The sequence below is a fragment of the Streptomyces sp. MCA2 genome (assembly GCF_023544705.1).
Taxonomy (GTDB): domain Bacteria; phylum Actinomycetota; class Actinomycetes; order Streptomycetales; family Streptomycetaceae; genus Streptomyces; species Streptomyces decoyicus.
On the sequence record NZ_JAMJFM010000009.1, the window covers coordinates 1 to 24,992 of the forward strand.

23 protein-coding genes are annotated in these 24,992 nt (G+C 72.4%); 10 read left to right on the forward strand and 13 right to left on the reverse strand.

What is annotated here, in order from left to right; genetic code table 11:
• Window positions 1–60: 60 nt before the first annotated feature.
• Window positions 61–1,413, reverse strand: a complete 1,353-nt coding sequence (locus M8I34_RS09290) for a dipeptidase (protein ID WP_250048774.1) — start codon at window positions 1,411–1,413, stop codon at window positions 61–63.
• 158 nt (window positions 1,414–1,571) lie between these two features.
• Here M8I34_RS09290 and M8I34_RS09295 point away from each other — a divergent pair, with 158 nt between their 5' ends.
• The 3 genes from M8I34_RS09295 to M8I34_RS09305 all read left to right on the forward strand — a co-directional run bounded on the left by M8I34_RS09295 (window position 1,572) and on the right by M8I34_RS09305 (window position 4,915).
• Entirely contained in the window at window positions 1,572–2,795 is a 1,224-nt protein-coding gene (locus M8I34_RS09295; protein WP_244416085.1) for a geranylgeranyl reductase family protein, read from the forward strand.
• Window positions 2,796–2,963: 168 nt separating this feature from the next.
• Complete coding sequence (locus M8I34_RS09300; protein WP_250048776.1) at window positions 2,964–4,253, forward strand: sensor histidine kinase; 1,290 nt, start codon at window positions 2,964–2,966, stop codon at window positions 4,251–4,253.
• Window positions 4,250–4,915, forward strand: coding sequence for a response regulator transcription factor (locus tag M8I34_RS09305; RefSeq protein ID WP_250048777.1), 666 nt, complete (start codon window positions 4,250–4,252; stop codon window positions 4,913–4,915). The genes M8I34_RS09300 and M8I34_RS09305 overlap by 4 nt, the downstream gene beginning before the upstream one ends.
• Here the strand turns inward: M8I34_RS09305 and M8I34_RS09310 are convergent.
• The 3 genes from M8I34_RS09310 to M8I34_RS09320 all read right to left on the reverse strand — a co-directional run bounded on the left by M8I34_RS09310 (window position 4,876) and on the right by M8I34_RS09320 (window position 7,376).
• A complete protein-coding gene (locus tag M8I34_RS09310; RefSeq protein ID WP_250048784.1) occupies window positions 4,876–5,187 on the reverse strand; it encodes a DUF6332 family protein in 312 nt (103 codons plus the stop codon). The genes M8I34_RS09305 and M8I34_RS09310 overlap by 40 nt on opposite strands.
• Window positions 5,188–5,246: 59 nt before the next feature.
• Window positions 5,247–6,005, reverse strand: coding sequence for a maleylpyruvate isomerase family mycothiol-dependent enzyme (locus M8I34_RS09315; RefSeq protein ID WP_250048786.1), 759 nt, complete (start codon window positions 6,003–6,005; stop codon window positions 5,247–5,249).
• Window positions 6,006–6,146: 141 nt separating this feature from the next.
• Window positions 6,147–7,376 carry an MFS transporter gene (locus tag M8I34_RS09320; protein WP_374210881.1) on the reverse strand — a complete coding sequence of 410 codons (1,230 nt, stop codon included), beginning with the start codon at window positions 7,374–7,376 and terminating at the stop codon, window positions 6,147–6,149.
• Between the two features lie 17 nt (window positions 7,377–7,393).
• Here M8I34_RS09320 and M8I34_RS09325 point away from each other — a divergent pair, with 17 nt between their 5' ends.
• The 3 genes from M8I34_RS09325 (at window position 7,394) to M8I34_RS09335 (ending at window position 11,004) form a co-directional block, all read left to right on the forward strand.
• Window positions 7,394–8,614 (forward strand): ROK family protein, encoded by a 1,221-nt coding sequence (locus M8I34_RS09325; RefSeq protein ID WP_250048789.1) that lies wholly within the window; start codon window positions 7,394–7,396, stop codon window positions 8,612–8,614.
• Between the two features lie 624 nt (window positions 8,615–9,238).
• Window positions 9,239–10,234 (forward strand): serine hydrolase, encoded by a 996-nt coding sequence (locus M8I34_RS09330; protein ID WP_250048790.1) that lies wholly within the window; start codon window positions 9,239–9,241, stop codon window positions 10,232–10,234.
• A gap of 386 nt (window positions 10,235–10,620) precedes the next feature.
• Window positions 10,621–11,004 carry a PPOX class F420-dependent oxidoreductase gene (locus M8I34_RS09335; protein ID WP_250048791.1) on the forward strand — a complete coding sequence of 128 codons (384 nt, stop codon included), beginning with the start codon at window positions 10,621–10,623 and terminating at the stop codon, window positions 11,002–11,004.
• Here the strand turns inward: M8I34_RS09335 and M8I34_RS09340 are convergent.
• From M8I34_RS09340 to M8I34_RS09350, 3 genes are read right to left on the reverse strand one after another with little or no spacing between them, the layout of a single operon-like run.
• Window positions 10,994–11,977, reverse strand: a complete 984-nt coding sequence (locus M8I34_RS09340) for a phosphotriesterase (RefSeq protein ID WP_250048793.1) — start codon at window positions 11,975–11,977, stop codon at window positions 10,994–10,996. The two genes, M8I34_RS09335 and M8I34_RS09340, sit on opposite strands and share 11 nt — an antisense overlap.
• Complete coding sequence (locus M8I34_RS09345; RefSeq protein ID WP_250048795.1) at window positions 11,974–12,558, reverse strand: DUF4865 family protein; 585 nt, start codon at window positions 12,556–12,558, stop codon at window positions 11,974–11,976. The genes M8I34_RS09340 and M8I34_RS09345 overlap by 4 nt, the downstream gene beginning before the upstream one ends.
• Window positions 12,559–12,591: 33 nt before the next feature.
• Entirely contained in the window at window positions 12,592–13,230 is a 639-nt protein-coding gene (locus tag M8I34_RS09350; protein WP_250048797.1) for a TetR/AcrR family transcriptional regulator, read from the reverse strand.
• Between the two features lie 260 nt (window positions 13,231–13,490).
• Between M8I34_RS09350 and M8I34_RS09355 the strand changes: the two genes are divergently transcribed.
• Complete coding sequence (locus M8I34_RS09355) at window positions 13,491–13,796, forward strand: SHOCT domain-containing protein (RefSeq protein ID WP_250048799.1); 306 nt, start codon at window positions 13,491–13,493, stop codon at window positions 13,794–13,796.
• A 67-nt stretch (window positions 13,797–13,863) separates the two neighbouring features.
• Here M8I34_RS09355 and M8I34_RS09360 read toward each other — a convergent pair whose 3' ends face one another.
• A complete protein-coding gene (locus M8I34_RS09360; protein ID WP_250048800.1) occupies window positions 13,864–14,592 on the reverse strand; it encodes a hypothetical protein in 729 nt (242 codons plus the stop codon).
• A 91-nt stretch (window positions 14,593–14,683) separates the two neighbouring features.
• Here M8I34_RS09360 and M8I34_RS09365 point away from each other — a divergent pair, with 91 nt between their 5' ends.
• The gene (locus M8I34_RS09365) at window positions 14,684–15,325 is read left to right on the forward strand and encodes a TetR/AcrR family transcriptional regulator (RefSeq protein WP_250048803.1); all 642 of its coding nucleotides are present in this window, start codon (window positions 14,684–14,686) and stop codon (window positions 15,323–15,325) included.
• 352 nt (window positions 15,326–15,677) lie between these two features.
• On the opposite strand, the gene M8I34_RS09370 is transcribed toward M8I34_RS09365, so the two are convergent.
• Entirely contained in the window at window positions 15,678–16,184 is a 507-nt protein-coding gene (locus M8I34_RS09370; RefSeq protein ID WP_250048805.1) for an anti-sigma regulatory factor, read from the reverse strand.
• Between the two features lie 175 nt (window positions 16,185–16,359).
• Window positions 16,360–16,647: a hypothetical protein gene (locus M8I34_RS09375; protein WP_244416101.1), complete on the reverse strand. Its 288-nt coding sequence runs from the start codon at window positions 16,645–16,647 to the stop codon at window positions 16,360–16,362.
• Between the two features lie 297 nt (window positions 16,648–16,944).
• Between M8I34_RS09375 and M8I34_RS09380 the strand changes: the two genes are divergently transcribed.
• Window positions 16,945–18,042 carry a PLP-dependent cysteine synthase family protein gene (locus M8I34_RS09380; protein WP_250049112.1) on the forward strand — a complete coding sequence of 366 codons (1,098 nt, stop codon included), beginning with the start codon at window positions 16,945–16,947 and terminating at the stop codon, window positions 18,040–18,042.
• A 34-nt stretch (window positions 18,043–18,076) separates the two neighbouring features.
• Here the strand turns inward: M8I34_RS09380 and M8I34_RS09385 are convergent, their stop codons facing one another.
• Window positions 18,077–18,550: an SRPBCC family protein gene (locus M8I34_RS09385; RefSeq protein ID WP_250048806.1), complete on the reverse strand. Its 474-nt coding sequence runs from the start codon at window positions 18,548–18,550 to the stop codon at window positions 18,077–18,079.
• A 63-nt stretch (window positions 18,551–18,613) separates the two neighbouring features.
• Complete coding sequence (locus M8I34_RS09390; RefSeq protein ID WP_250048807.1) at window positions 18,614–19,459, reverse strand: DeoR/GlpR family DNA-binding transcription regulator; 846 nt, start codon at window positions 19,457–19,459, stop codon at window positions 18,614–18,616.
• 521 nt (window positions 19,460–19,980) lie between these two features.
• Here M8I34_RS09390 and M8I34_RS09395 point away from each other — a divergent pair.
• Complete coding sequence (locus M8I34_RS09395; RefSeq protein WP_374210882.1) at window positions 19,981–22,425, forward strand: hypothetical protein; 2,445 nt, start codon at window positions 19,981–19,983, stop codon at window positions 22,423–22,425.
• Here the strand turns inward: M8I34_RS09395 and M8I34_RS09400 are convergent.
• Window positions 22,395–24,830: a right-handed parallel beta-helix repeat-containing protein gene (locus M8I34_RS09400; RefSeq protein WP_250048816.1), complete on the reverse strand. Its 2,436-nt coding sequence runs from the start codon at window positions 24,828–24,830 to the stop codon at window positions 22,395–22,397. The genes M8I34_RS09395 and M8I34_RS09400 overlap by 31 nt on opposite strands.
• Window positions 24,831–24,992: the final 162 nt, after the last annotated feature.

The following is a 24,992-nucleotide window of genomic DNA, read 5'->3' on the forward strand; positions in this document are numbered from 1 at the left end:
TTAGGCAGTGGGGGAGCAACGGCGAGACACCACCACGGCGGGAAAGCCAAAAACGTGGGATCAACCCCCATAGCTCCGCAGGAAAATCGCCTCTGCCAGCGACAGCCGCTCCAGTTCCTCTGGCGAAACGCTCTCGTTGACCGCGTGGATCTGGGCCTCCGGCTCGCTCAGGCCGATCAGGAGGATCTCGGCGTCCGGGTAGAGCTCGGCCAGTGTGTTGCACAGCGGGATCGAGCCGCCCATGCCGGAGGTCTGCATCTCCTCGCCGTCGTAGGCCTCGCGCAGCGCCGCCGCCATCGAGGCGTACGCCGGGCTGGTGGTGTCCGCGCGGAACGGCTGGCCCTGGCCGACCTGCTCGACCGCGACCCGCGCACCCCACGGGGCGGCGCTCTCCAGATGCGCGGCCAGCAGCTTCGTCGCCTCGGCCGCGTCGGTGCCCGGCGGCACCCGCAGGCTCACCAGCGCACGGGCGCCGGCCTGTACGGACGGGGTGGCGCCGACCACGGGCGGGCAGTCGATGCCGAGGACCGTGACGGCCGGACGCGCCCAGATCCGGTCCGCGACCGAACCGTTGCCCACCAGCCCGACACCGTCGAGGACCTTGGCGTCCTTGCGGAAGTCCTCCTCCGGGTACTGCAAGCCCTCCCAGGAGGCGTCCGCGGCCAGCCCGTTCACCGTGGTCGAACCGTCCTCGGCGCGCAGCGAGTCCAGGATCCGGATCAGCGCCGCCAGCGCGTCGGGGGCCGCCCCGCCGAACTGGCCGGAGTGCAGATTGCCCTCCAGGGTGTCGACCTGGACCCGTACGAGCGTCATTCCGCGCAGCGTCGCGGTCACCGTGGGCAGTCCGACCCGGAAGTTGCCGGTGTCGCCGATGACGATGGCATCGGCGGCCAGCAGCTCGGGGTGGGCCTCGGCGTAGCGCTCCAGACCGCCGGTGCCCTGCTCCTCCGAACCCTCCACGATCACCTTGACGTTGACCGGGATGCCGCCGTGCTCCTTGAGCGCGCGCAGCGCCGTGAGATGCATGATCAGGCCGCCCTTGCAGTCCGCGGCACCGCGGCCGTACCAGCGGCCGTCGCGCTCGGTCAGCTCGAACGGCGGGGAGACCCAGGCGGTCTCGTCCAGCGGCGGCTGTACGTCGTAGTGGGCGTACAGCAGGACCGTGGGAGCGCCGGCCGGGCCGGGCAGGAAGCCGTACACGGACTGGGTGCCGTCCGGGGTGTCCAGCAGCGCCACGTCCTGGAAGCCGTCCGCCCGCAGCGCCTCGACGATCCAGTGGGCGGCCGCCTCGCACTCGCTCTTGGGGAACTGGGCAGGATCCGCCACCGACTTGAAGGCCACCAGCTCGGCCAGCTCGGTCCTGGCGCGGGGCTGAAGCGCGGCGACGGTACGTGCGAGCGGGCTGTCAGACATGGAACGCTCCTTGTGGGCGCGACGTTGTGCGTACGGGCGGTCCGGCCTCGTGAGCCGGACAGGCCGGACGTACGGGCATCAGTGCCCCCGATCTTCCCACAGGCCTCTTGAGCAACAGCGGCCCGTAGGATGCGGGCGGTACGCGCAGCCAGCATCGAATGGGAGCAGAAGCACAGGTGAGCAGCGAGCGGGCAGCCGAGGACAACCAGCAGGTGTGGGACGTCGTGGTGGTGGGCGCCGGGCCCGGGGGCGCCTCGGCCGCGCATGCCGCGGCCTGTACAGGACGCCGGGTGCTGCTCCTGGAGAAGGCGCAACTCCCGCGCTACAAGACCTGTGGCGGCGGCATCATCGGCCCCTCTCGGGATTCGCTGCCACCCGGCTTCGACCTCCCGCTGCGCGACCGGATCCATGCGGTGACGTTCTCGCTGAACGGCAAGCTGACCCGCACCCGCCGCTCCAAGAACATGCTGTTCGGGCTGATCAACCGGCCCGACTTCGACGCCCGGCTGGTCGAGTCGGCCAAGGACGCGGGCGCGACGGTCCGTACGGGCGTCACGGTCTCGCGGGTGGAGCAGCACGGCGCCGAGGTGCCCGACCGGCGGACCGTCGCGGTGGTGCTGGGCGACGGCGAGGTGGTGCTGGCGCGCGCCGTGGTCGGCGCGGACGGCAGCGCGGGCCGGATAGGAGCCCATGTCGGGGTCAAGCTCGACCAGGTCGACCTGGGCCTGGAGGCGGAGATTCCGGTACCGGCGCCGGTCGCCGAGGACTGGGCGGGCCGGGTGCTCATCGACTGGGGCCCGATCCCCGGCAGCTACGGCTGGGTCTTCCCCAAGGGCGACACCCTCACCGTCGGCGTCATCTCCGCGCGCGGCGAAGGCGCGGCGACCAAGCGCTATCTGGACGACTTCATCGGCCGGCTGGGCCTGGCCGGCTTCGAGCCGAGCATCTCGTCCGGGCATCTGACGCGCTGCCGCGCCGATGACTCCCCGCTGTCCCGCGGCCGGGTGCTGGTGTGCGGCGACGCGGCCGGACTGCTGGAGCCGTGGACGCGGGAGGGCATCTCCTTCGCGCTGCGGTCCGGGCGGCTCGCGGGGGAGTGGGCGGTACGGGTCGCCGAGGCCCATGACGCCGTGGACGCCCGCCGCCAGGCCCTCAATTACGCCTTCGCCATCAAGGCGGGTCTCGGCGTGGAGATGGGCGTGGGGCGCCAGATGCTCAAGGTCTTCTCCCGCCGTCCCGGCCTGCTGCACGCCGCGATCACCGGCTTCCGTCCCGCCTGGCAGGCCTTTGCGAAGATCACCCGCGGGACGACGACGCTGGCCGAGATCGTCCGCACCCATGGGATGGCGCGACGGGCGCTGGAGGCGATGGACCGGGGCTGAGGCGGATGCCGTCCGGTGGGTGAGCTGCCAGGGGTGCCTGCCTACGGGCGTCCCTGGCGCGGCGGCCCGCGAGCCGTGCGCCGTACCGGCCCGTACTCCCGGGGGAGTACGGCGGATCACCGCGCAGGGCTGACGCCGCCGGGCTCCGCCGCGGTCTAGCGTGACGGCATGGAGAACGCACGGCCGCCGTGGGCGCGGCGCGGCCTCGGCCCGGTGTGGGAGCGGTGGCTGTCGGCCTCGCCGGAGGAACCGCGGGGATGGCCCGGCACCCGGCTGCCCTGGCTCTCGACGCTCGCCGCGGTGGTGATCGTCACGGCCGGGTCGGGCTTCGCCGGGCACAAGCAGCCGGAGCGCGTCCCGGTGGACTCCGTCGCCCGCGCGCTGCTTTTCGCCGGCACGGCCCTGCTGCTCTTCCGGCACCGCTACCCGCGCGCCGTCGCCCTCGGCACCGCCGTGGCCACCGCCGTCTACCTGGCGGCCGGCTACCCGTTCGGACCGGTCTTCCTCACCCTGGCCCTCGGCGCCTTCGGGGCGATCGTCGCCGGGCACCGCACGGTCGCCTGGTGCGCGCTGGGCGGTGTGTGGGTCTCCCACCTCCTGGTCGCCCACTGGCTCTACCCCTGGCTGCCGCCTGCGCACGACGGGCCCGCCCCCTGGGAGCAGGAGTTCTTCGTCACCGCCTGGGCGGTGGCCGTGGTGGCCCTCTCCGAGCTGGTGCGGGTGCGCCGCGAGCAGCTGGCGAAGGCACGGGCCGAGCGGGCCGCCGCGCAACGCCGCCGGGCGGACGAGGAGCGGCTGCGGATCGCCCGCGAGCTGCACGACGTCCTCGCCCACAGCATCTCCGTCATCAACGTCCAGGCGGGCGTGGGCCTGGCGCTGCTCGACAGCGACCCGGAGCAGGCCCGGACCGCGCTGACCACCATCAAGGACGCGAGCAAGGAAGCGCTCGGCGAGGTCCGCCAGGTCCTCGACACCCTGCGCGCACCCGGCAACGCCCCGCGCTCCCCGGCTCCCGGACTGGACCGGCTGCCCGAACTCACCGAGCAGGCAAGGAGCGCCGGCCTCGCCGTGGAGGTCACCACCGAGGGCACCCGGGCCGCCCTGCCGCCCGGCACCGACCTCGCCGCCTTCCGCATCGTCCAGGAAGCGCTCACCAACATCGTCCGGCACTCCGGCTCGCGCACCGCCCGGGTGCTGCTCCACCACGCCCCCGAGGCACTGGAGATCCGGGTCGACGACGACGGCCCGGCGACCTCCGTCACGGACGGGGCGGCGGGCGGTGGCAACGGTCTGGTCGGGATGCGGGAGCGGGCCGCCGCACTCGGCGGCAGCGTGGCGGCCGGTCCGCGCCCGGACGGCGGCTTCCGGGTCCGGGCCCGTATCCCGCTGGCCGGGCCCCAGGAGCGGGCCGCGGATGCCGATACGGTGACCCCGACCGCCACCGAGGAGGAGTCGTGATCCGGGTACTGCTCGCCGACGACCAGCTGCTGGTCCGGGCCGGTTTCAAGGTGCTGCTGGACGCCCAGCCGGATATCGAGGTGGTCGCCGAGGCCGCGGACGGGCAGCAGGCCCTGGCCGCGGTCCGCGAACACCGCCCGGACATCGTGCTGATGGACATCCGGATGCCGGTGGTGGACGGCCTGGTCGCCACCCGCAAGATCACCGAGGACCCGCGGCTGCCGGACGTCAAGGTTGTCATGCTGACCACCTTCGAACTGGACGAGTACGTCTTCGAGGCGATCCGCTCCGGGGCCTCCGGCTTCCTGGTCAAGGACACCGAACCGGAGGAGTTGCTACGGGCGGTGCGCGCCGTCGTGGCCGGCGACGCCCTGCTCTCGCCAGGTGTCACCCGCCGTCTCATCGCGGAGTTCGCGGCCCGCTCCAAGGAGCCGGCCGCGGCGGATGCCCTGTCCGGACTGACCGAGCGGGAGCGTGAGGTGATGGCGCTGGTCGGCCTCGGCCTGTCCAACGAGGAGATCGCCCGCCGTCTGGTCGTCAGCCCGCTCACCGCCAAGACCCACGTCAGCCGCACGATGGTCAAACTGGGTGCCCGTGACCGCGCCCAACTGGTCGTGCTCGCCTATGAGTCGGGGTTGGTACGGCCCGGCTGGCTGGGCTGAATCCGGACCACGTCCTGGACGGACGGGCCGGCAGCCGGCCGGCGGGGCATGCGTCGCAGCACCCGCACCACCCGGACACCGCACAACACGCCGCCCACGGCGCCGCTCACCGCGAGCCATGGTCCGCTCCACGCGTCCGGCAGCGCGGCCCACAGGATCGTGCTGCTCAGCACCCCGAAACCGAGGGCGCCCACGAATGCGCCGCTGACCAGCGCAAACATGATCTCGACGGTAACGGCGTCACGCTCGGCCCGGGTACGAGTGCCTGACATACCGCCACTCTTCCAGGACTCCCGTCCCGTGCACCATGCCGCGCACCCGACTCGCCTGCTCAGACGCCGGCGCGCTCCCGCCACAGCTGGGACAGCGTCTCATCACCGGTGATCGTCATCGCGTCCCACGGCAGACGGTTCCACAGCGCGAGGTACAGCTCCTCGGCCGGGCCCTCGATCGTGCAGTCCGCGGGCTTGCCGTCCTCAGGTCCGCCGGCGCCGTGATGACGCACCGTCCGCGGCGGGGCGTCGGAGAGCGACACGGTCCACTCGGCGCCGGGCGTGTTCGTCGCACGCAGCCGCAGCGTCCGGGGGACGTCCGTACGGATCCGGCTGCGGTCGCGGGAGTGGAAGCCCGTGAGGAGTTCATCGATCCCGTCGGCGGCGAAGGCGGACGGGAGGGGGGTGAGGGAGGCGCCGAGCGCCTGCTGGGCGTCCACGCGGTGCACCGACGTTTCGTGCGCCTGGCGGCGGGCCCAGAACGCCAGCGGGGACGGGGCGGGCAGGAACGTCCAGGCGGACAGGTCCTGCGGGGCGGAATCCAGCGCCAGGACGAGGTGGTGATGGCCTTCGCGCAGCCAGGCCACGAGTTCGTCGTCGGCCAGGGCCGGGGCCTCGGGGGGACGGCTGGGCTGCTGCACACCCTGTGTCACGAACTCCGTCGCCCAGCGGTGGACCTGGCCGATGTGCGTGACCAGATCCCGCATCTGCCACTCGGGACAGGCCGGAATGCGGGCATCCGGACCCGCCTCCTCGGCGGCGTCGGCGAGCAGGCTGCCGTCCAGTCGCAGCGTTTCGACGAACTCAGTGATCTCCATGGTCAAGAGTGTGCCAGCCGGTACTGACAACGGACCCTCGCGGGTCCGGGCGGCGTCCGCGCACGAGCGTGCCTCCGCGCACGCCCCCAGGGGGTGTGCGTGCGCGGGGGTGCGTCGGCGCCTCAGGGGCCCGGTGGCGCCTCAGGGGTGCCCGGTGTGGTGTGCCCCGCGGGTGGCGTAGGCGATGCCCGCCGCGACGGCGGCGAGCAGGGCGAGGGTGGTCAGCGCGACGGGCAGGCCGGCCGCCTCGGCGAGGAAACCGATGGCGGGCGGTCCGAGCAGCATGCCGCCGTAGCCGACCGTGGAGGCCACGGCGACCCCGTCCGGGCCGCCGGTCTCGCCGGCCCTGGCGATGGCGATGGGGAAGATGTTGGCAAGCCCCAGGCCGGCCACGGCGAAGCCGGCGCAGGCCGTCCAGGCGGTGGGGGCCAGCGCGCCGAGCAGCAGGCCGGCGGTCGCCGTCGTACCGCCCGCGATCAGCGCCCGCGCCGCGCCGAAGCGCTGTACGACCGTGGTCCCGGTCAGCCGTCCGATGGTCATCGCCAGCGCGAACACCGCATATCCGGCGGCGGCCGTACCGGGCCCGGCGGCCAGGTCCTGGGAGAGGTGCAGCGCGCCCCAGTCGGCCATGGCCCCCTCGCCGTACGCGGTGCACAGCGCGATCAGCCCGAAGACCAGCACCAGGCGCCGGCCACGGCCCGCGCCCCGCGGACGGGTCTCCTCCGCCGCCGGCAGTTGCTCGGGCACGGCCGGCGCCCGGTGTGCGCGCAGCGCGCGCCCCGCCACGGCCGTCACCAGCAGTCCGATCGCGGCGAGCAGCAGCAGATGGGCGGTGGGGGACAGGCTGCCGGCGATCAGTCCGCCGAGCCCCGCGCCGAGCATGCCGCCGAGGCTGAAGGCGGCGTGGAAGGACGGCATCACGGGGCGCCGCAGTGCGCTGATGAGGTCGACGGCGGCGCTGTTCATCGCGACGTTGAGCGAGCCGTACGCGGCGCCGAAGACCATCAGGACCAGCCCCAGCGCGGTCGCCGAGTGGGTCAGCGGCGGCAGCACGATGCTCAGCGCCATGGCGGCGGCGGAGGCGGTCGTCACGGCCGCGCTGCCGAACCGCCGGCACAGCCGTCCGGTGATCATCATGAAGGCGACCGCGCCGGCCGACACGCCGAGCAGAGCAAGCCCGAGCGCGCCCGCGCCGGCACCGGTCTGCGCCTTGATCGCGGGGATGCGGACGACCCACCCGGCGAAGAGGAAGCCGTCCATGGCGAAGAATGCGGTGAGGGCGATACGGAGGCGGACGAGGTGCGGACCGGCGGGGGCGGGGACCTGCCGGTCGCTCGTGAGGGCCATCCGTATTTTGTTTAGCGTCGGCACAAAGCCAGAATAGGGGTGTGACCCAGACTCGGACAACCAGGCTGGAGCGGGGCCGTGGCGCCCTCGGACCCGCACTGGAGCTCGTACACACCGGACGCGCGCCCACCCGTGCCGTCCTGACCTCCGAACTCGGCGTGACCCGCGCGACCGCGGGTGCGGTGGCAGCCGAGCTCGAAGCACTCGGCCTGATCACCGTCGACTCCCGGCCGACCGCCTCGGCCGGCTCCCAGGGGCGGCCCTCCCACCGGCTGTCCGTCGCCGAGCGCGGACCGGTCGTGCTCGCCGCGCAGATCCACGCCGACGGGTTCCGTGTCGCGCTGGTCGGCCTCGGGGGCCGCATCGTGGCGACCTCGACCGGCAGTGGCACCATCCCCGCCGACCCGGCGCATGTCCTCGCCGATGCCGTCGAAGCCGGCGCGGAGCTGCTGCGCGAGACCGGACGGCGCTGCCTCGGCGCCGGCCTCGCGGTGCCCTCCGCGGTCGCCGAACCGGACGGCGAGGCCCTCAACCCGCTCCACCTCGCCTGGCCTTCGGGCGCTCCCGTACGCGCACTCTTCCTGCGCTCGCTGGCCGAGGCCGGCATCCCGGGAGTCACCGAGAAGATCGGCTTCACCGGCAACGACGTGAACCTCATGGCGCTCGCCGAACACCGGCACGGCGCCGGCCGGGGCGCCCGCGATCTGCTCTGTGTGGCGTCCGGCCACCGGGGTGTCGGCGGGGCGCTGGTGCTCGACGGCCGTCTGCACAGCGGCAGTTCGGGCCTGGCGCTGGAGGTCGGTCATCTGACGGTCAAGCCCGAGGGGGCGCCCTGCCACTGCGGCAGCCGCGGCTGCCTGGACGTCGAGGCGGACCCGCTCGCCTTCCTCACCGCCGCGGGCCGCGCACCGGGCCCCGAGGTCTCCCTGCTCCAGCAGTCCGCCGATCTGCTGCGCGACGAGTACACCGATCCGGGCATCCGTGCCGCTGCCGATCTCCTCATCGACCGCCTCGGGCTCGGCCTCGCCGGTCTCGTCAACATCCTCAACCCCGACCGCATCGTCCTCGGCGGTCTGCACCGCTCCCTCCTGGAGGCCGATCCGGAACGGCTGCGCGCGGTGGTCGCCGACCGTAGTCTGTGGGGCCGCAGCGGCGGGGTGCCGATCCTGCCGTGCGGCCTCGACCACAACAGCCTGGTCGGCGCGGCGGAGCTGGCCTGGCAGCCGGTGCTGGACGATCCGCTGGTCGTGCTGGACCGGTGACGGACGGCGGCCCGCCGTGCCCGGGGACGGGGGAGCGGCGGGAGCCGGGACGGTCGGCGAGACCCCGGAACGGGGCTCCAGCACCGGGCGGATCACCGGGCAGAACCCCAGCTCGGGACGCTGTTACAGCACTGTTCTCCCATCGCAGGCTCACTGTCATCGCTTCGTCATGAAGTGAATGACGTCATGTCACATGGTCCCGGCAGTATGGCGCTGCACCGACATGGACGTACTCCGGGATCACCCAGCCCGGTCACGTGGTTCAAGCGGCTGACGTCCGCGTAGAACGCCCCGCTCGGCGCCCCTGCACACCCCGGCAGTCGGGCGCCTTGCGGCACCCATGCGGTACAGCGGCGCTGTCGGCCGGTCCGGGCGCGAGAGGGATGCGTTCGCCCTGCCCTCGCTCTGCACGTTCCCAACAGGGAGCCGTGGGGAGCGATTTCGGCCGCCGATGACGCTGTGCTGCGTGCGGCGGCGGTGCACCGTCTGCCGGTCACCGGAGCTGATAGGGCATCAGGCGTCCGGCAGCACTCCCGTGTGCCCTGCCCGCCTACCAGTAACAGCGTCGACCACCGCAGCCCGCACGCCAATTGTTCAGGCACCTTGAAAAGGCAGTGATCAGAAATGAGATGGGCTTCCACCTTCACCGCGGCGGCCATAGGGGCTGGAGCGGTTGCCGGAACCTTTGCAGCGGCCACACCCTCCGTCGCGGCACCGCAGAGCACACGGGCAGTCGCCCCGACGGTGCACTGCACGTCCAAGGACCAAGCGCTGGCCGAGAAGCTGTCGAGCGATATATCCCAGGCGCTGGCAGGCCGGAAGAGCATGGCCTCGCTCTCCTTCTACGACCGGCCCACCGGGACCACATGCACCTCCGACGCTGCCAAGAAGTACGACTCGGCCAGCGTGGTGAAGACGATAATTCTCGGGGCCTTGCTGTATCAGAAGGGCGGCACCCTCACCGAGGCGGAAGACGCCCTCGCGCGGAAGATGATCACCGCTTCCGACAATGCCTCCGCGACCACGCTGTGGAAGCAGTTGTCCGACCTGAAGGATCCCGCTAAGCCGAACCCCGTCCAAATCCAGGAATTTCTCGACAAGGCCGGGATGGACAACACCGTCCTGGACAAGGAAGGGTCCTGGGGCCTCACCCAGGTCACCGCGGGCGACCAGGAAAAGCTGCTGCGCATCTTCTCGGGTGACGACGATTCGGTACTGGGGAGCAAGGCGCGTTCTTACGCGCTCGAGCTCATGAACCAGGTGCAGAGCACCCAGCGGTGGGGGGCCACGGCCGGCGCTCCGCTCGACTCCGTGATCCATGTGAAGAACGGCTGGCTACAGCGCAGCCAGAACCCTGACGTCGATTCCTTCGACAGAGGGGACTGGAAGGTGAACAGCATGGCGGTCCTCACGGAGAACGGCTACGACTCCGGTCTGGTCGTACTCACCGAGAACAACAGAGTTCCCGAAGGGCACCCCGCGAACGAGGGGTGGGATTACGGGATAGAAACGATAGAGACCATTTCCCGCACCATTTACCGGGACGTTCACCCCGGCGCTGAAGGCTACGTGCCCAGCAGGCCGGCTCTTGCGGCGGCCAAGCCCCCGGCAGCAGGGTAGAACGCGGCGCGAAGCCCGCACCGTCCGGCCGGCAAGGTTTCTTCGGCTCATTTCCTGGAGCTTGACTCAAGGTATGCGAAGGTCTGCTTTTCCTGTCCCGGACCGTCGGCGGCTCCCGGCCCCCTCTGCGGCCGGGAGCCGCCTCGCCGTGCCGTCCACGGCGAGCAGCCGTGGCCCACGCCCGCCACCCCCTGATGCGCTGCGCCGGGCGAGCCCCGAACCACGCGGGCCCACTCCGGACCCCTACGGACGTTGCCCTCCACGCCCGGCCTCCTCAGGGCAAGCCCCGGCTGACCACTGCGGTCGGTGAGCCGTGCTCCCCGGGCCCTTCCGCCTCCGGAACCACCGCTTCCCCGCCCACCACGGACACGCCCTAAGCTGCGGCCATGATTCCCGAAGCGGTGGCCCGCAGCCCGTACGTCAGCCTGGTCACGTACCGCAGGAACGGCACCCCGGTGGCCACCCCCGTATGGGCGGTGGCCGACGGGGCGGAACTCCTGGTGTGGACGCGGGACGACAGCTGGAAGGTGAAGCGGCTGCGCCACGACGGGCGGGTGACCGTCACGCCGTGCGATGTCCGCGGCCGGATCGCCGAGGGCGCCCAGACCGTCGAGGGCACCGGCCGGCTCCTGGAAGGTGCCGCCGGGCTGGGGCGGGTGCGCAAGGCGATGGCGGGCAAATACGGGCTGCGGTTCCGGCTGATGGACGGGGTCGGCGCGCTGGTGCGCGGGGGCAAGCGGCCGCATGTGGGGATCTCCGTCACGCTGTAGGTGCCCGGCCCGGTCCTCGGTCCGTGTACGGGGCCCGCGGCCAGTCGGAGGCGAAGGCGCGCGCCGGGTTGGCCGTCAGGAACCGGGTCACCAGGTCGGCTCCCAGGGCGAGTTCGAGGCGTTCCCGGTGCCGGCGCAGCAGATAGGGCATGCCGGGACCGCCGTTGACCGACCTGGCGCCGGCCGTCGTGGTGTCGCCGCCCAGCAGGATCCGCTCGCCGTGGCCCGCGTCGGCGAGCGCGGCCAGCGCATCGGGCAGCCGCCAGTCGGTCGCATGATGGGCCCGTGAGGGGCCGTCGAAGGCGAGGTACGCGCCGGCTCCGGCCGCCTTCCGGTGCACCACGAGATCCGGCGAGCGGTTGAGATGACCGAGGATCACCCGGTCCGGCGGTACCCCCCACTCGCCGCAGAGCAGATCGAGCACGTCCAGCGCGCCGGTGCCCAGCTCCAGATGGACCCCGATGACGGCACCGGTCGCCCGCTGGGCCTCGGCGGCCGCGGCCATGGTGTGCCGGGCGTGCCGGTCCAGACCGTGGAAGCCGCCGGCAACTTTGATCATCCCGGCCCGGACGCCGGAGCCGCCGATCCCTTCGGTCAGCTCGGAGACGAACAGCCCGGCCAGATCCGGGCGGACCCGCGCCAGCACCTCAGGGGTGTAGTGGGCCGCCTGGTGCAGCCCGGTGGCGGCCACGATTCGCACCCCCGACTCCCTTGCCAGCCGCGGGAGTTCGTCGGCACCCCGGCCCATGCCGTACGGCGTCCACTGGATCACCGCCGCGCCGCCCGCCGCGCGAAAGGCGCTCAGCTCGGCGGCCGCGGCCCCGGCGTCGTCCAGCTCCTGGCCCGGCAACTGGGGGCTGCGCAGGAACAGATGGTCGTGCGCATCGCAGATGCCGAGGTCGGCGGGGGAGATGTCGCCGAGGACCGTACGGATGGCGGGAGCCGCGGGACCGCCCGAGGGAGTCGGGCTCACCACTGCCGCCCCGCGCCCAGCCCGCCGGTGCCCGGTGCGGACAGATGCAGCACCTGGTGGCGGGCGCCCGCGGACTCGGGGGCGGCGTGCGCCCAGAGGGTGAAGTGGACGAGTTCCCACAGTCGTGGATCGAAGCCCAGCGCGGTGGTGTGCACCCCGTCCGTCGTGGCCAACTCCTCGTGTCCGGCCACCGCATGCGCGAGCACGGTGGCCGGATCGGCGTCCTCGGCGAGGGTCTCGGTCCGCCGGGTGAACGTGCGGGGGAGGGTGCCGGCTGCCGGTCCCGGCCGGTGGAACAGCCCCTTCCAGTGCTGGACGACCGGCCGGCCGAAGTCGCGGACCACACCGCGGAATCCGTCACCGAGGAGGAAGCGGTTCATGGCCTCCGGATCGGCCCAGAGATAGAACGGCGCGTACTGGTTGACCGGTGAGCCGTCGACCCCGCGCTCCCGGATTCCGTACGCCTTGAGGCCCAGCCCGGCGAAGCCGTCCAGGAGGTGGCCTCTGGACTTCACCCGGTGCCGGATGATCTGCATGTCGTAGTCGGCGGGCAAAGTGATCGCGTACTGCATGGCGTGCATGAGGGGCTCCGTACGGGTGCGGGGGAGGGGCGCTCAGCCGGTGGTGCCCGTAGTGGGCGTGACCTGCGCGGCGAGCAGGGACAGCACGCCCCGTACGGCCGCGTCGAAGGGGGCGGTGTCATCGGCCGCGCGGGCCAGCACATAACCGCCCTGGACGACGGCCGCGACGGTCGCCGCGACGGCCGTCAGGTCCAGCTCGGCGGCCAGTTCGCCACGGCGCCGCCCCTCGTCCAGGACCTCGGTGATCCGCCCCTGGAGCCAGCCGAACATCTCGTCCAGCGGCTGCCGCAGCTCGGGGCTGCGCACCACGTCGCGGTCCTGCGTCATCCGGCCGACCGGACAGCCGCGCAGCACCTGCCGCTCGCGCAGCAGATAGCCCGCGACCCGCTCGTACGCCGTACCGGGGGCGCTCAGACACTCCTCGGCGACCGCCTTCATGCCCTCGGCGGTGCGCCGGATCGCCGCCAGCGCGAGCGCGGACTTGCCGGCGAAATGGTGGTACATGCTGCCCTGGCCGACGCCCGCACGTTCCAGGATCGCCTTGGGGCTGGTGCCGACGTATCCGCGCTCCCACAGAAGCTCCTGGGTACTCCGCACCAGGCGGTCCCGTGTGCCGAGTGCGTCGTCGGCGCCGGGTGGTTCCTGCGTGCCGAGCCGTTCCTGAGTGCTCATGATCGCACTGTACATACCAGTAGTTACAGAGATCAAGAGCGGTCCGGCGCAGGGCGTGCCCGGGCCGCTGGAGCAGACGTGCGCCCGCCGGGTACTTCCGGCGGCGTACGGACAGAGCCGCTGGCGGTACGACGACCCGCGGCCGCCACAGGACGAAGCTCGAAGAGGACTCGAAGAAGACCGGAAACCACCCGGACTTCCCAGGGGCCGGCCTCCTCCGGCCCCACCCATCCCCCCAACTCACCAAGGAGCTGATCGCGATGTTCGAGCTTGCCGAACCCTGGACCGGCGGCGGCCCGGGCCCCTGGATCCTGTTCGTCCCCGTCCTGTGGGCGCTGGTCGTCGTCGGCGTGGTGACCCTGCTGCGCCGCACGTCCCGGGGCCGGGGCGGACCCGGCGGGCAGATCCGCGGCCCGCAGTACTCCGCCCGTACCGACGCACCCTCACCCCTCGCCGTACTCGGCCGGCGCTTCGCCGCGGGCGAGATCGACGAGGAGGAGTATTGGCGCCGGCTCTCCGTACTGGAGGAGCACTTCGGTACCGGCTCCAAGGGGAGCGCGGCATGACCGCCGCCGGCGCCACCGCAACGGTGCCCGCCGCGCCCGCCCTGCGCGTCGTCGACGCCGTCGAGGTCTACGACCCGGACGTCCGCCAGTATTGACGTCGCTTCTCGTCCCGCACGACGACACCGAGACGGGCCAGTTCCGCGCGAAGCTCTCGCACGTCATCGTCGGACGGCCCCCTCTTCTCCAGGGCCACTTGGCGGGCCTTGAGGAAGGCGTCGGCGGCGTCCGGCAGTTCGGGAGCGTCCGGGACCCAGCGGCGGAACTCGCCCTTGTGCGGATCGGCGGCCGCCCACGCGTAGCCGTGCTCGGTGAACGCGTCGGCAAGGCGGCCGCCGTCCACCTCGCACTCCTCGCGGGCGAGTTCCCCGCCGTCGTGGCCGAGCAGGACCAGATGCCTGCCGTCCCGGCAGGCTGTGGCGATGGCGTCGCGCCGGAACGTCTGGTCGCGGCCCTTGCGGGTGAGCACCACGCACTCGTCGGTCAGGCGAATGGCCAACTCCTCATGCTGCACGACGAATCCGACCGCCAGGCCCACCACCGAACCCGCGGCGGGCAGCACGGGGCCGGGGGCCGACGCAAGGAGCCGGGCTGGCCCTTGTAGAGGCGCCCAAGGCAACGTGACCAGCCAGTCGGCAAGCAAGCCGACGAGCCAGCCGGCGCCCGCCCCCACCAGTAGGCACACGATGTAGACGCATACGGTGCCCCACGCCGACCGGCCGAGCGCGGTGCGGTGGTTCACCCGCGGGCCCCTCTCGACGCCCTTGCTCCTGCTCTCGACGCTCTTACTCAGGTCCATATTTCCCCCTTCGTTCCTCTGTGGCGCATCATAAACCGAGCGCTCAATCTATTATTAGGAGGAGAGCCCAGCCCACCAGAAGGAGTCATCGATGAGGACAGTCGATCCGGCCAAACACCGAGCCCGGCGGCGGCACATCGTCAACGCCGCCACCGAGCTCTTCGCCGCTCAAGGCTTCGAGCGCACCACCACAGCGGAAATCTGCAAGGCCGCCGGCATGAGCGCGGGCAACCTGTTCCACTACTTCCGCAGCAAGCGCGCGATCTTCCATGCCGTCTTCGTGGACGACGAGCCCGAAGACGGCGTCGCCGGCAAATCCGAGCGCCTCGCCGCCGCTCGTGCCGCTGACGACCCGTGGACCGCGCTGCTCGACACCGTCGACCTCCTCGCAGGCCCCGCCGCGGAGCCCCTGGTCCCGGCCCTCGTCATGGAGGCGATGATCCAGGCCCACCGCGACCCCGAACTCGAAGCGCTGCTGAGCCGTGACAACGACGAGGAGCGGTCCACCATCACCACCCTGCTGCGGAAGGCGTCCGCGAGCGGCCAGATCGACCCCACCCTGGACCCGGACGACACCGCGGCCTGGGTCATGGCACTCATCGCCGCCCTCTACACCAGCGCCGCCACCGAGCCCTCGTTCAGCCCGGCCGGTCAACTCCCCACGCTGCGCCTGATCCTCCACCGTTTCCTGCGCCCCCACGCCACCCCGGTACCGGAGGGGCCAAGGCCGTAGGCGGGACGCCCGGCGCACAGCGAGTGCGTACGGGAGGGAGGTACGACCCGGAGGGGCGGCCGGCAGCGACTGCGGGAGCAGGTGCGGAGCCCCACGCCCAGCCGGCCGCCCAGCCGGCCGGATGTCCTCACGCGACTTTGAGGAAGAAGTGCGACCTGTAGTCGCCACTCGTCTCGTCGTACCCGATGATCGCCATGCCGCCGACCCCGAACTCCCCGATGCGCCCGTATGCCGAATGGGTGTGACACGTCAGGTCCGGCGACGTGTGTGTTGCTGAGGGCGGCGTGCATACCGAACCGTCTCGCCGGCCGATCGCCTCGTCAGTCGACCGTCTCGCCGGCAGACCGACTCGTCAGCCCACCCTCGTGCCCCGTATCCGGGGGCGCGGACCGGCCGGCGTGCCGGGGTCGTCACGCGGCGGGGGCTCCCGGAAGCCACGGACCGTACAGACCTCTTCGGGGGCGGTGGTCAGGGCCGGAAGAGTGAACCACACGACCTTGCCGCTGCCGTCGGGGCGCATCCCCCAGCTCTCGCTGAGCGCCGCGATCAGGGCCAGGCCGCGACCACAGGTGTCCCAGCTGTCGGCGACCCGGATCCGGGGCAGCCGGGGGTCCTCGTCGTGCACCGAGACCGTCAACTGATCCAGGAGGACGCACAGTTCCACGGTGCACTGTTTGCTGGGGCGGGCGTGCCGGTGCACGTTGGCGAGGAGTTCGGTCACGCCGAGCGCCGCAGGGTCTATCAGGGCGTCGAGACGCCAGTACCGCAGCTGCGCGGAGACGATTCTGCGCACATGTCCGATGCGAGCCGGGACGGCTTGGAGCTCCACCGTGCAGTGCCTGCTGGGCTGCCTGATCACGACCGCGACTCCCTGATGAGGCCGGGCGCCCCTCTCACCGGGCAGGGGCGAAGATCGGATCCAGCGATGCCGACTGCACCACAGCGTCACCGCTGGTGAACCCTCAGTGATACGAGTCCAGGGTCATGCAGCCGGTGCGCTCCCGCAACCGCACCACGCCGTCCGGAGGGGGTCGTCAGGGGTGCGGCGGACGCGCCGCCTCCAGGGCCTTGAAGAACAGCTCCGGGGTGCCCAGGGTGAGCGAATAGCGGTGGCCGTTGAGCGTGGCGAGTGCCCGGTCCCGCGCCGCGAACAGCGGTTTATGCGCCTGTACGGCCCCCAGCGGGGCGCTGTCGATCTCCGTGCCGTAGCTGGTCAGCAGCGCCAGTCTGCCGTCTCTGATGACGACCTGTCCGGCGCGGGTCAAGGACCGCAGCCACCGCTCGATCCGTACGCCGGTCGCGTTGAACTCGGCCTCCGCCATGCCGGCACCTCCTCGGTGAGACGGGCAGCTGCCCTCCACCGCCCCTTGGAGGGAAGTCTGCCGGTGCGGCGCCCCGTGCACCAGTGCCCCCAGGGCGTGCACGGCGCGCAACAGTCCGGCCCCACGACCTCCTTGGGGTATCCCAAAGCGATGTTTATGCAGGTGAGAAGGGTGCGGCGGGTGGCTATAGTCGGAATCGGCCCGCCGTTGTGCGCGGGCTTCCGAACCCTGAGGAGCGCGCCGGTGAGCACCGCACAGCAGCCGCAGAGCCGGCCCGACCGCGAGGCCGGGACGCCGATGCCGACCGTCGATGTCGACCGTACGGATCCGGCCTACCGAAGCTGGCTCAAAGAAGCAGTCCGCAAGGTCCAGGCGGATGCCAACCGCACCGCCGACACCCACCTCCTGCGCTTCCCGCTGCCCGAGAAGTGGGGCATCGACCTCTACCTCAAGGACGAGTCGACACACCCCACCGGAAGCCTCAAGCACCGGCTGGCCCGCTCGCTGTTCCTCTACGGGCTGTGCAACGGCTGGATCCGCCCAGGGAAGCCCGTCATCGAGTCCTCCAGCGGCTCCACGGCCGTGTCCGAGGCGTACTTCGCCTCGCTGATCGGGGTGCCGTTCATCGCGGTGATGCCGGCCACCACCAGCCGCGAGAAGACCCGGCTGATCGAGTTCCACGGCGGCAGCTGCCATCTGGTGCAGGACCCGCGGACCGTCTACGAGGTCTCCGCCCGGCTCGCCGCCGAGTCCGGCGGCCATTACATGGACCAGTTCACCTACGCGGAACGGGCCACCGACTGGCGCGGCAACAACAACATCGCCGAGTCGATCTACCAGCAGCTGCGGCTCGAACGCTATCCCGAGCCCGCCTGGATCGTGGCGACCGCGGGCACCGGCGGCACCTCCGCGACCATCGCCCGCTACGTCCACTACATGCAGTACGACACCCGTGTCTGTGTCCCCGACCCGGAGAACTCCTGTTTCTTCGACGGCTGGCTCACCGGCGACGCGCGGACCGACTGCGCCACCGCCTCCCGCATCGAGGGCATCGGGCGGCCCCGTATGGAACCGAGCTTCGTACCCGGCGCGATAGACCGGATGATGAAGGTGCCGGACGCGGCCAGCATCGCCGCCGTACGCGCCCTGGAGGCCGCGATCGGCCGCAAGGCGGGCGGCTCGACCGGCACGGGTCTGTGGAGCGCCTTGAAGATCGTCGCGGAGATGGTCGCCGAGGGCCGCCGGGGATCGCTCGTCACCCTGCTGTGCGACCCCGGCGACCGCTACCTCGACAAGTACTACTCCGACGACTGGCTGGCCTCCCAGGGCCTGGACATCACGCCCTACGCACGCACCCTCGACGAGTTCCTGGCCACCGGCTCCTGGCCGGCCTGAGTCCTTGGGCCGGCCCGCGCGGCCCGGCCCTGCCTCAGGCCTTCGCGAGTCTGCGGTCCAGGGCCCGCGCCGACTCCCGGAAGGCGCGGCCCAGGCCCGGCCTGGCCAGCGTCAGCAGAAAGCGGAACGGCGCCGGGCCGTCGGCCGCGAACGTCCACCGCAGCCGGGTGCCGCCGCCCGACGGGGTCAGCCGCCAGTCCTCCACCAGGGCCCGCATGCCGGGGGCGTTGGTGGTGTCGACCCGGTAGGCGTAGCGCAGGTCGGGCTCAGCCGCCAGGACCGTCTCCGTGAAGCGGGTGCCGCCGGTCAGCCGCACCTCCCGGCCCGTGCCGTCGTGCGTCGAAGCCGACCGCGCCACGCCCGTGAACCAGCACGACCAGCCGCCCACATCGTCCGCCAGCGCCGGATACACCACCTCCGGCGGCGCGGCGACCTCCGCGGCGAACACCAGCCGCAGCGGGGCGGAGGCGACGAAGTCGAGCTCGACGGGGCGGAGTCGGCGTGCCATGGGACGAGCACCCCCTACGGGACGGGCGGCGGGCCTGGGCGGCTCACCATAGCTGGCGACCCGTCAGATGTCTGCGTCGTCACGCCGTTCGCCCGCCACCACCAGCTCGGGCGGCAGCTCGGCGAACTCCGCTCGCGCCTCGGCGGACAGCCCGGCATCGGTCACCAGCACCCCCACCTGATCCAGCGTCGCGAACGAACTCAGGCCGACCGTGCCCCACTTGGTGTGGTCGGCGACCACCACCACCCGGCGCGCGGAGCGCACGAAATGCCGGTTGGTCTCCGCCTCCGCCAGGTTCGGTGTCGACAGCCCCGCCTCCACCGATATGCCGTGCACCCCGAGGAAGAGCACATCGAAGTGCAGCGACCGGATCGCGGCATCCGCCACCGGGCCCACCAGAGTGTCCGAAGGCGTACGCACCCCGCCGGTCAGCACCACGGTCGCGGCGCCCGCGCGGGGGCCCGCGCCGCCGCTGGCCGCCGCCCGCTGCGCGCCGTAGAACACATCGGCCACCCGCACCGAATTCGTCACGACCGTCAGATCCGGCACGTCCAGCAGCTGCTGCGCCAGCGCGAACGCGGTCGTGCCGCCCGCCAGCGCGATGGCGCTGCCCGGCGCCGCCATCTCGGCCGCCGCCTTGGCGATGTCCTCCTTGGCGCTCAGCTCCAGCGCCGACTTCGCCTCGAAACCGGGCTCGTGCGCGCTCGGCTCGCTGACCGGCACCGCGCCGCCGTGCACCTTCTCCACCATGCCCTGACGGGCCAGTGCGTCCAGATCGCGACGGACCGTCATGTCCGACACGTTCAGCTTGCGGGTGAGTTCGTTGACCCGCACCCCGCCGCGCCGCCTGATCTCGTCGAGAATCAGGGCACGCCGCTGCTCCGCGAGGAGGTTCTGGTTGTCGCTCACCCCGGCCCGTCCCTTCCGCCCCGGCTTGCTGTGTCGGGTCGTACGTGCTGGCTGCCGCCTGCGATCACTGGTGCCCTCATCCTCGCACGAGGCGCTGACAGTGATGCTGGTGACGGGAGAAGTGTTTGCTGGTGGAGGTGGTGCGAGGCTGCCCGCCGGTTGCTCCCCCGCCCCCTCCCCCCTCTCCCCCTTCGGGGGGGGCGGGGGTGGGTTCGGGGGTGGGGGGTGCGCCGGGCGACGCGCAGGTGCGGCACCCGACGTGCGGCACCCGACGTGCGGCAGCCGACGTGCGGCAGCCGACGTGCGACACCGGACGTACGACACCGACGTACGACACCGACGTACGACACCGGAGTACAACACCCGAACTACAACACCCGAACTACAACACCCGAACTACGACACCGCGGTATGGGTGCTGGATGTCCTCCCGTGGGGAAAGGACAATCCTGGGGGCGGCGCACCGCACACGCCGCACGGACAACGTGTCACGACTCTGGGCACGACTACGGGGGACAACAGTGGAGACCGCGGACCCGACACCGCACGCGCGCTCAACCGGCCGTGACAGCACGGCAGACGGGCCACCGGCCGCCGCACCGCAGCTCTCCCTGGAGCTGCTGGTGCACGGCGTCGGCGGCACCACCGCACAGGAGATGCTCGGCGACCCGCGCGTCCAGCTGATCACCGGCGACGACACCGCCGCCTGCTACCGCCGCACCGAGGACGCGGACGCCGAGCAGCGGCCCGACGACTACCGCGGCGAGCCGGTCCGTGAGGCGTACTGCTGGTCCAACCTCACCTCGGGCAACGGAGCACGCGCCCTGTGGCTGCTCCTGGTGCCCTTCATGGTCGTCAACCTCGCCCACTGGATGCGCCCGGCCGCACCGCCCGAGCATCCTGCCCAGCGGATCTACGACCTCCTGGTGCGCATCCTCGCCCTCACCCTCACCGTCCTGCTCGCCGCCGCGGCCTGCGAGGTCGCCCTCGACCTGACGGCTTGGCAGTGCGCCGGCACCACCGTCTGCTCCGCCGGCAAGTCCTGGATGGGCTTCCTCAGCCCCGACAACTCCGGCTGGTGGAGCGCCCCGGGCCGCCGCCTCGCGCTCGCTTCCATGGTGCCGCTGCTCGTCATCGGCTTCCTGTGGTCGCTCTCGCGCCGCACCTGGAGCGCCTACGAATCCGCCTCCCCGCCGCCGCGGCTGCCCGGCACCTCCCGCGACACCCCGGTCACCGAACGCACCGCGCTCAGCCTCGACGGCTTCTGGTACGGCCGCCGGCTGGTCGCCCGGCTGCGCGCCGCCCACACCACGGCCGGCGTACTGACCATCGCCGCCGTACTCCTCGCGGCGGGCGCACAGGCCGACGGGCGCGACGGCGGTGACACCGCCCTCGCGGTCACCGGCCGGGCCCTGACCGCACTGGTCATCCTGCTCGCCGCCGCCACCGTGGTGGTCGTGTGGCGCACCGCCCGCAGCGAGGCCGCGCCGGACGACGAGTCCGACCATCTGGTCGTGCGGGCGCTGCCGTTCGCCTCCCTCGGTGTGCTGGCGCTGATCGTCGTGCACACCGGCTGGGCGCGCCCCGGAGCCCACAGTCACGGCTCCCTGCCCGGTGCCGGCGCCTTCGGCGGTATCGCCGTCCTCCAGGGCCTGCTGGTCCTCGCGCTGGCGCTCACCGCCTGGGTCCTTCAGCGCGCCGCCCGTGACGACGCCCGCACCGCCCTGCGCGGCATGGGCGGGCCCGCCGTCGCCCTGCTGGCCTGCGCGGTCGGCGGGGTGCTGTCCGGGGGGGTGGCCCAGCGCTTCGCGGACTGGCTGGACGGCGGGGCGACCCCCGGACAGGACCACGCACCCATCCCCGGGCCGCCGGTGCTGCTGTCCTGGCAGGCCTCGGTCATCCCCGTCCTGCTGGTCGTCGTCGCGATCGTCTTCGTGCTCGCCGCCGTCCGCGTGGTGATCGTCCGTGACCGGGTGGCCAAGGACGTCCCCGGGCTGTACGACCCGCGCGAGCGTCCCGACGGGCGGCGTACCAAGCGGATCGCCGCCACCATCGCCGGCGCCGGACTCACCGATTCCGCACCGGTCCTGGTCGCGGCCACCGCCGCCGTCACCCTCGTCCTCGGGGCCGGCGCGGTGGCCGGCGCCTGGATCAGTGACCGGGCGCCGGGCCGCGCCACCGAAGGCGCGGCGCCGGTCGTGCACGCCGCCGCCGAGACCGCGGAAGCCCTGGGCTCCTGGCTGATGGGCGCCGGCGTCATATTGCTGATCACCATGGGCCGGCGCGCCTACCGCGACCACTCGGCCCGCCGCACCATCGGCATCCTGTGGGACGTCGGTACGTTCTGGCCGCGCGCCGCCCACCCCTTCGCCCCGCCCTGCTACGCCGAGCGCGCCGTCCCCGACCTCACCTGGCGGATGGCCACCTGGACCGAGCGGTTCGACGGCCGGCTGGTGCTCTCCGGGCACTCCCAGGGCAGTGTGCTGGCGGCCGCCGCCGTCTGGCAGCTGGACCTGGTCACGCGCAGCCGCGTCGCCCTGCTGACGTACGGCAGCCCCCTGGAACGCCTCTACGGACGCTGGTTCCCCGCCTTCTTCGGGCCGCCCGCGCTGACCGGACTGCACCGCGAGATGGACGACTGGCGCAACCTCTGGCGCTTCACCGACCCCATCGGCGGCCCGATCCGGCTCACCTGCGAGGACGGCCGCCGGATCGACGAGGGTCCGCTGCGCGACCCGCTCGCCTTCGGCCGCACCCTCCAGAACCCGCTGCCCGCCCAGATCCTGGGGCACGGCGACTACCACGCCGACCCGGTCTTCGGCAGGGTGCGCGCCGAGCTGATCGCCCGGCTCGGCCCGGACCTGCCGGGACAGCGGCCCGCCGATGACTGCTCGGGCCGCCGCGCTGCCGATGACCGCTCCGACGACCGTCCCGCTCAGGGGAGTTCGGGCAGGTCTTCCGGATAGAGCAGACTCAGATCGTCGGTGCTGGGGGCGGTCAGCTGGGCCACCCGGCCCGCATGCCGCTCCACCATCGCCTCGAACGTCTGGCGTGCGGTACGGCCGTTGCCGAACGACGGTCCCTTGGGCAGTGCCGTGAAGTACTTCAGGAGCCCCTCGCCGGTCCCCTCGGCGAGGCGGTACTCATGCTCCTCGCCCTGCTGCTCCACGATCCGCAGCAGCTCTTCGGGCGCATAGTCGCCGAAGGTGATGGTCCGTGAGAAACGGGACGCCACACCGGGGTTGACCGCCAGGAAGCGCTCCATCTCGGCGGTGTAGCCCGCCACGATCACCACCACCGCTTCCCGGTGGTCCTCCATCAGCTTCACGAGGGTGTCGATGGCCTCCTTCCCGAAGTCCCGTCCGGAGTCCTCGGGGGAGAGGGCGTACGCCTCGTCGATGAACAGCACGCCACCGCGCGCCCGGTCGAACGCCTCCTGGGTGCGGATCGCCGTCGACCCGATGTGCTCGCCCACCAGGTCCACCCGGGACACCTCGACCAGATGCCCGCGCTCCAGCACCGCCAGGGAGGCCAGGATTTCGCCGTACAGCCGCGCCACGGTCGTCTTGCCGGTACCGGGGGAGCCGGTGAACACCAGGTGGCGGCGCACCGACGCGGCCTTCAGCCCCGCCTCCCGGCGCCGGCGCCCCACCTCGATCATGTTGATCAGGCTGCGCACCTCGCGCTTGACGCTCTCCAGCCCTACGAGGGTGTCCAGTTCGCCCAGCACCTCGTCGGAGGGACGGCTGCTGACCGCCGGTTCCGCGGCCGCCGTGGTGCCCGGTGCGGGACTCTGTGCCGGGACATTGCCCAGCAGCCCGGCCGTCTGCGTCACCTGCTGCACCGCGGGGCCCGTCAGCGCCCCGGCGGCCGGTGTCTGCACCGCGCGGCTCTCGTCGCTGGTGCAGTCCTGGACCGTCGGCCCGTCGCCCGCTCCCGCACCGCCCTCGGCGAACTCGTAGCCGCCGCGCGCACACCGCTCCGTACGGCACCGCGTCAGCGCCGTACGACAGCCGTCGATCACATGGAAGCCGAACCCCGAACTGCCGGTGACCCGGCAGCCCTGGAACGTGCCGCGGCCCTCCGCGGAGACGTAGAACCCGGCCTCGGCGGGCGAACTGACCGTGCAGCCCTCGATGGTGGGGTCCGCGCCCTTGGTGACGATCACCCCGGTCTGCGCACCGTCGATGGTGCAGTTGGCGAGCGTGCCGCCGCTGCCGTGGTCGCGGAACCACGCACCGGTCGCGGCCTCCCTGATCCGGCAGTCGTCGAGCTGCACGGTCGCCCCGTCGCTTACCGACACCGCGGTGTTGCGGACCTGCGAGATGTCACAGTCCACGACGTCGGCGCGGGAGCCCCGGTCGAGCACGAAGAGTGCGTCGGGCACGTCGTGCATCCGGGTCGAGTCCAGGACGGCGGTGGCGCCGTCGCTGACCCACACCGCCGGATAGTCGCCCGTACTGTCGTGGATCTCGCACTGGTTGGCGTCCACGCGGGTGCCCGGGTCCCATACGGACAGACCGTTTCGCCCGAAGTGTCGCACCGTGCTGCGGGTCAGCGTCAGCACCGAACGCGACCGCAGATCGACGGCGTTCTCCGGGATGTCGTGAATGTCGCAGTCGGCGAGCGTCAGCACCGCGTCGGTGTCCAGGGTGACGCCGTCGGCGGAGGTGCGGTGCACCGTGCAGTCCGTGAGGTGGCCGGTGGCGCGTGCGGCCACCTGGACCCCCGCGCCCTTGATCTCGTACAGCTCGCAGCCCACCGCCTCGACCGCGCTGCCCTCCCCGTTGACCGACAGGCCGGCGCCCGAGGCATGGTGGATCCGGCAGTTCTCCAGCCGCGGATGTGCCCCGCCGCGCACCGCCACTCCGGTCTGCCCGGCGGCCATCACCTCGCACTCCTCGAAGACGCCGCCGGCGCCGTCCAGGACGCTGATGCCCACCCCGCCCGCGTTGTCGACCGTGCAGCGCCGCACCGTGGGGCGGGCGCCGCCGCGGACCTCGATGCCGGACGCGGACCGGGTCACCACCCGCAGGCCCGACAGCTCCGGGGCGCCGTCCTCCACCAGCAGCGCGGGCGAGGTCGAATCCGTCGCCTCCAGATGCAGATCGTGGACGGTGGCCGAGGCCCGTACCGTCAGCGCCACACCGTCGGCCGGGGCGATCCGCACCGAACCGCGTGCGCCGTCCGGGCCGCGCAGCGTCACCGCGCGCACCAGCACCAGATTCTCGCGGTACGTACCGGCCGGGACGGTCAGCACATCACCGTCCCCGGCGGCCTCCAGGGCGGCGGCGAGCGAGCTGTACTCCCCGGTGCGGCGCCGCCAGCGCGACGTTCCGGAGTGCGTCACCTGGACCGAGCCCTGTGCCATGGTGCTGTCGTGCCCCCACTTCGTGCGGCTGTTGTCGGCCCGGCACCATCCGTCCGCGGATGTCCGTTTTCCGGTCTGCGAGGCCCCAGCCGAGAGGCTGGCGCCACCACCGTAGCGCGCCCGGCGGGCGGCAGTTGACACGGTCGGCCGCCTCGAAAGGCA

Excerpts from the sequence above, each read along its gene's own strand:
- M8I34_RS09290 (WP_250048774.1), bottom strand. The coding sequence starts at position 1,413 with ATGTCTGACAGCCCGCTCGCACGTACCGTCGCCGCGCTTCAGCCCCGC.
- M8I34_RS09295 (WP_244416085.1), top strand. The coding sequence starts at position 1,572 with ATGGGAGCAGAAGCACAGGTGAGCAGCGAGCGGGCAGCCGAGGACAAC.
- M8I34_RS09300 (WP_250048776.1), top strand. The coding sequence starts at position 2,964 with ATGGAGAACGCACGGCCGCCGTGGGCGCGGCGCGGCCTCGGCCCGGTG.
- M8I34_RS09310 (WP_250048784.1), bottom strand. The coding sequence starts at position 5,187 with ATGTCAGGCACTCGTACCCGGGCCGAGCGTGACGCCGTTACCGTCGAG.
- M8I34_RS09315 (WP_250048786.1), bottom strand. The coding sequence starts at position 6,005 with ATGGAGATCACTGAGTTCGTCGAAACGCTGCGACTGGACGGCAGCCTG.
- M8I34_RS09330 (WP_250048790.1), top strand. The coding sequence starts at position 9,239 with ATGAGATGGGCTTCCACCTTCACCGCGGCGGCCATAGGGGCTGGAGCG.
- M8I34_RS09335 (WP_250048791.1), top strand. The coding sequence starts at position 10,621 with ATGATTCCCGAAGCGGTGGCCCGCAGCCCGTACGTCAGCCTGGTCACG.
- M8I34_RS09345 (WP_250048795.1), bottom strand. The coding sequence starts at position 12,558 with ATGCACGCCATGCAGTACGCGATCACTTTGCCCGCCGACTACGACATG.
- M8I34_RS09350 (WP_250048797.1), bottom strand. The coding sequence starts at position 13,230 with ATGAGCACTCAGGAACGGCTCGGCACGCAGGAACCACCCGGCGCCGAC.
- M8I34_RS09355 (WP_250048799.1), top strand. The coding sequence starts at position 13,491 with ATGTTCGAGCTTGCCGAACCCTGGACCGGCGGCGGCCCGGGCCCCTGG.
- M8I34_RS09360 (WP_250048800.1), bottom strand. The coding sequence starts at position 14,592 with ATGGACCTGAGTAAGAGCGTCGAGAGCAGGAGCAAGGGCGTCGAGAGG.
- M8I34_RS09365 (WP_250048803.1), top strand. The coding sequence starts at position 14,684 with ATGAGGACAGTCGATCCGGCCAAACACCGAGCCCGGCGGCGGCACATC.
- M8I34_RS09375 (WP_244416101.1), bottom strand. The coding sequence starts at position 16,647 with ATGGCGGAGGCCGAGTTCAACGCGACCGGCGTACGGATCGAGCGGTGG.
- M8I34_RS09380 (WP_250049112.1), top strand. The coding sequence starts at position 16,945 with ATGCCGACCGTCGATGTCGACCGTACGGATCCGGCCTACCGAAGCTGG.
- M8I34_RS09385 (WP_250048806.1), bottom strand. The coding sequence starts at position 18,550 with ATGGCACGCCGACTCCGCCCCGTCGAGCTCGACTTCGTCGCCTCCGCC.
- M8I34_RS09400 (WP_250048816.1), bottom strand. The coding sequence starts at position 24,830 with ATGGCACAGGGCTCGGTCCAGGTGACGCACTCCGGAACGTCGCGCTGG.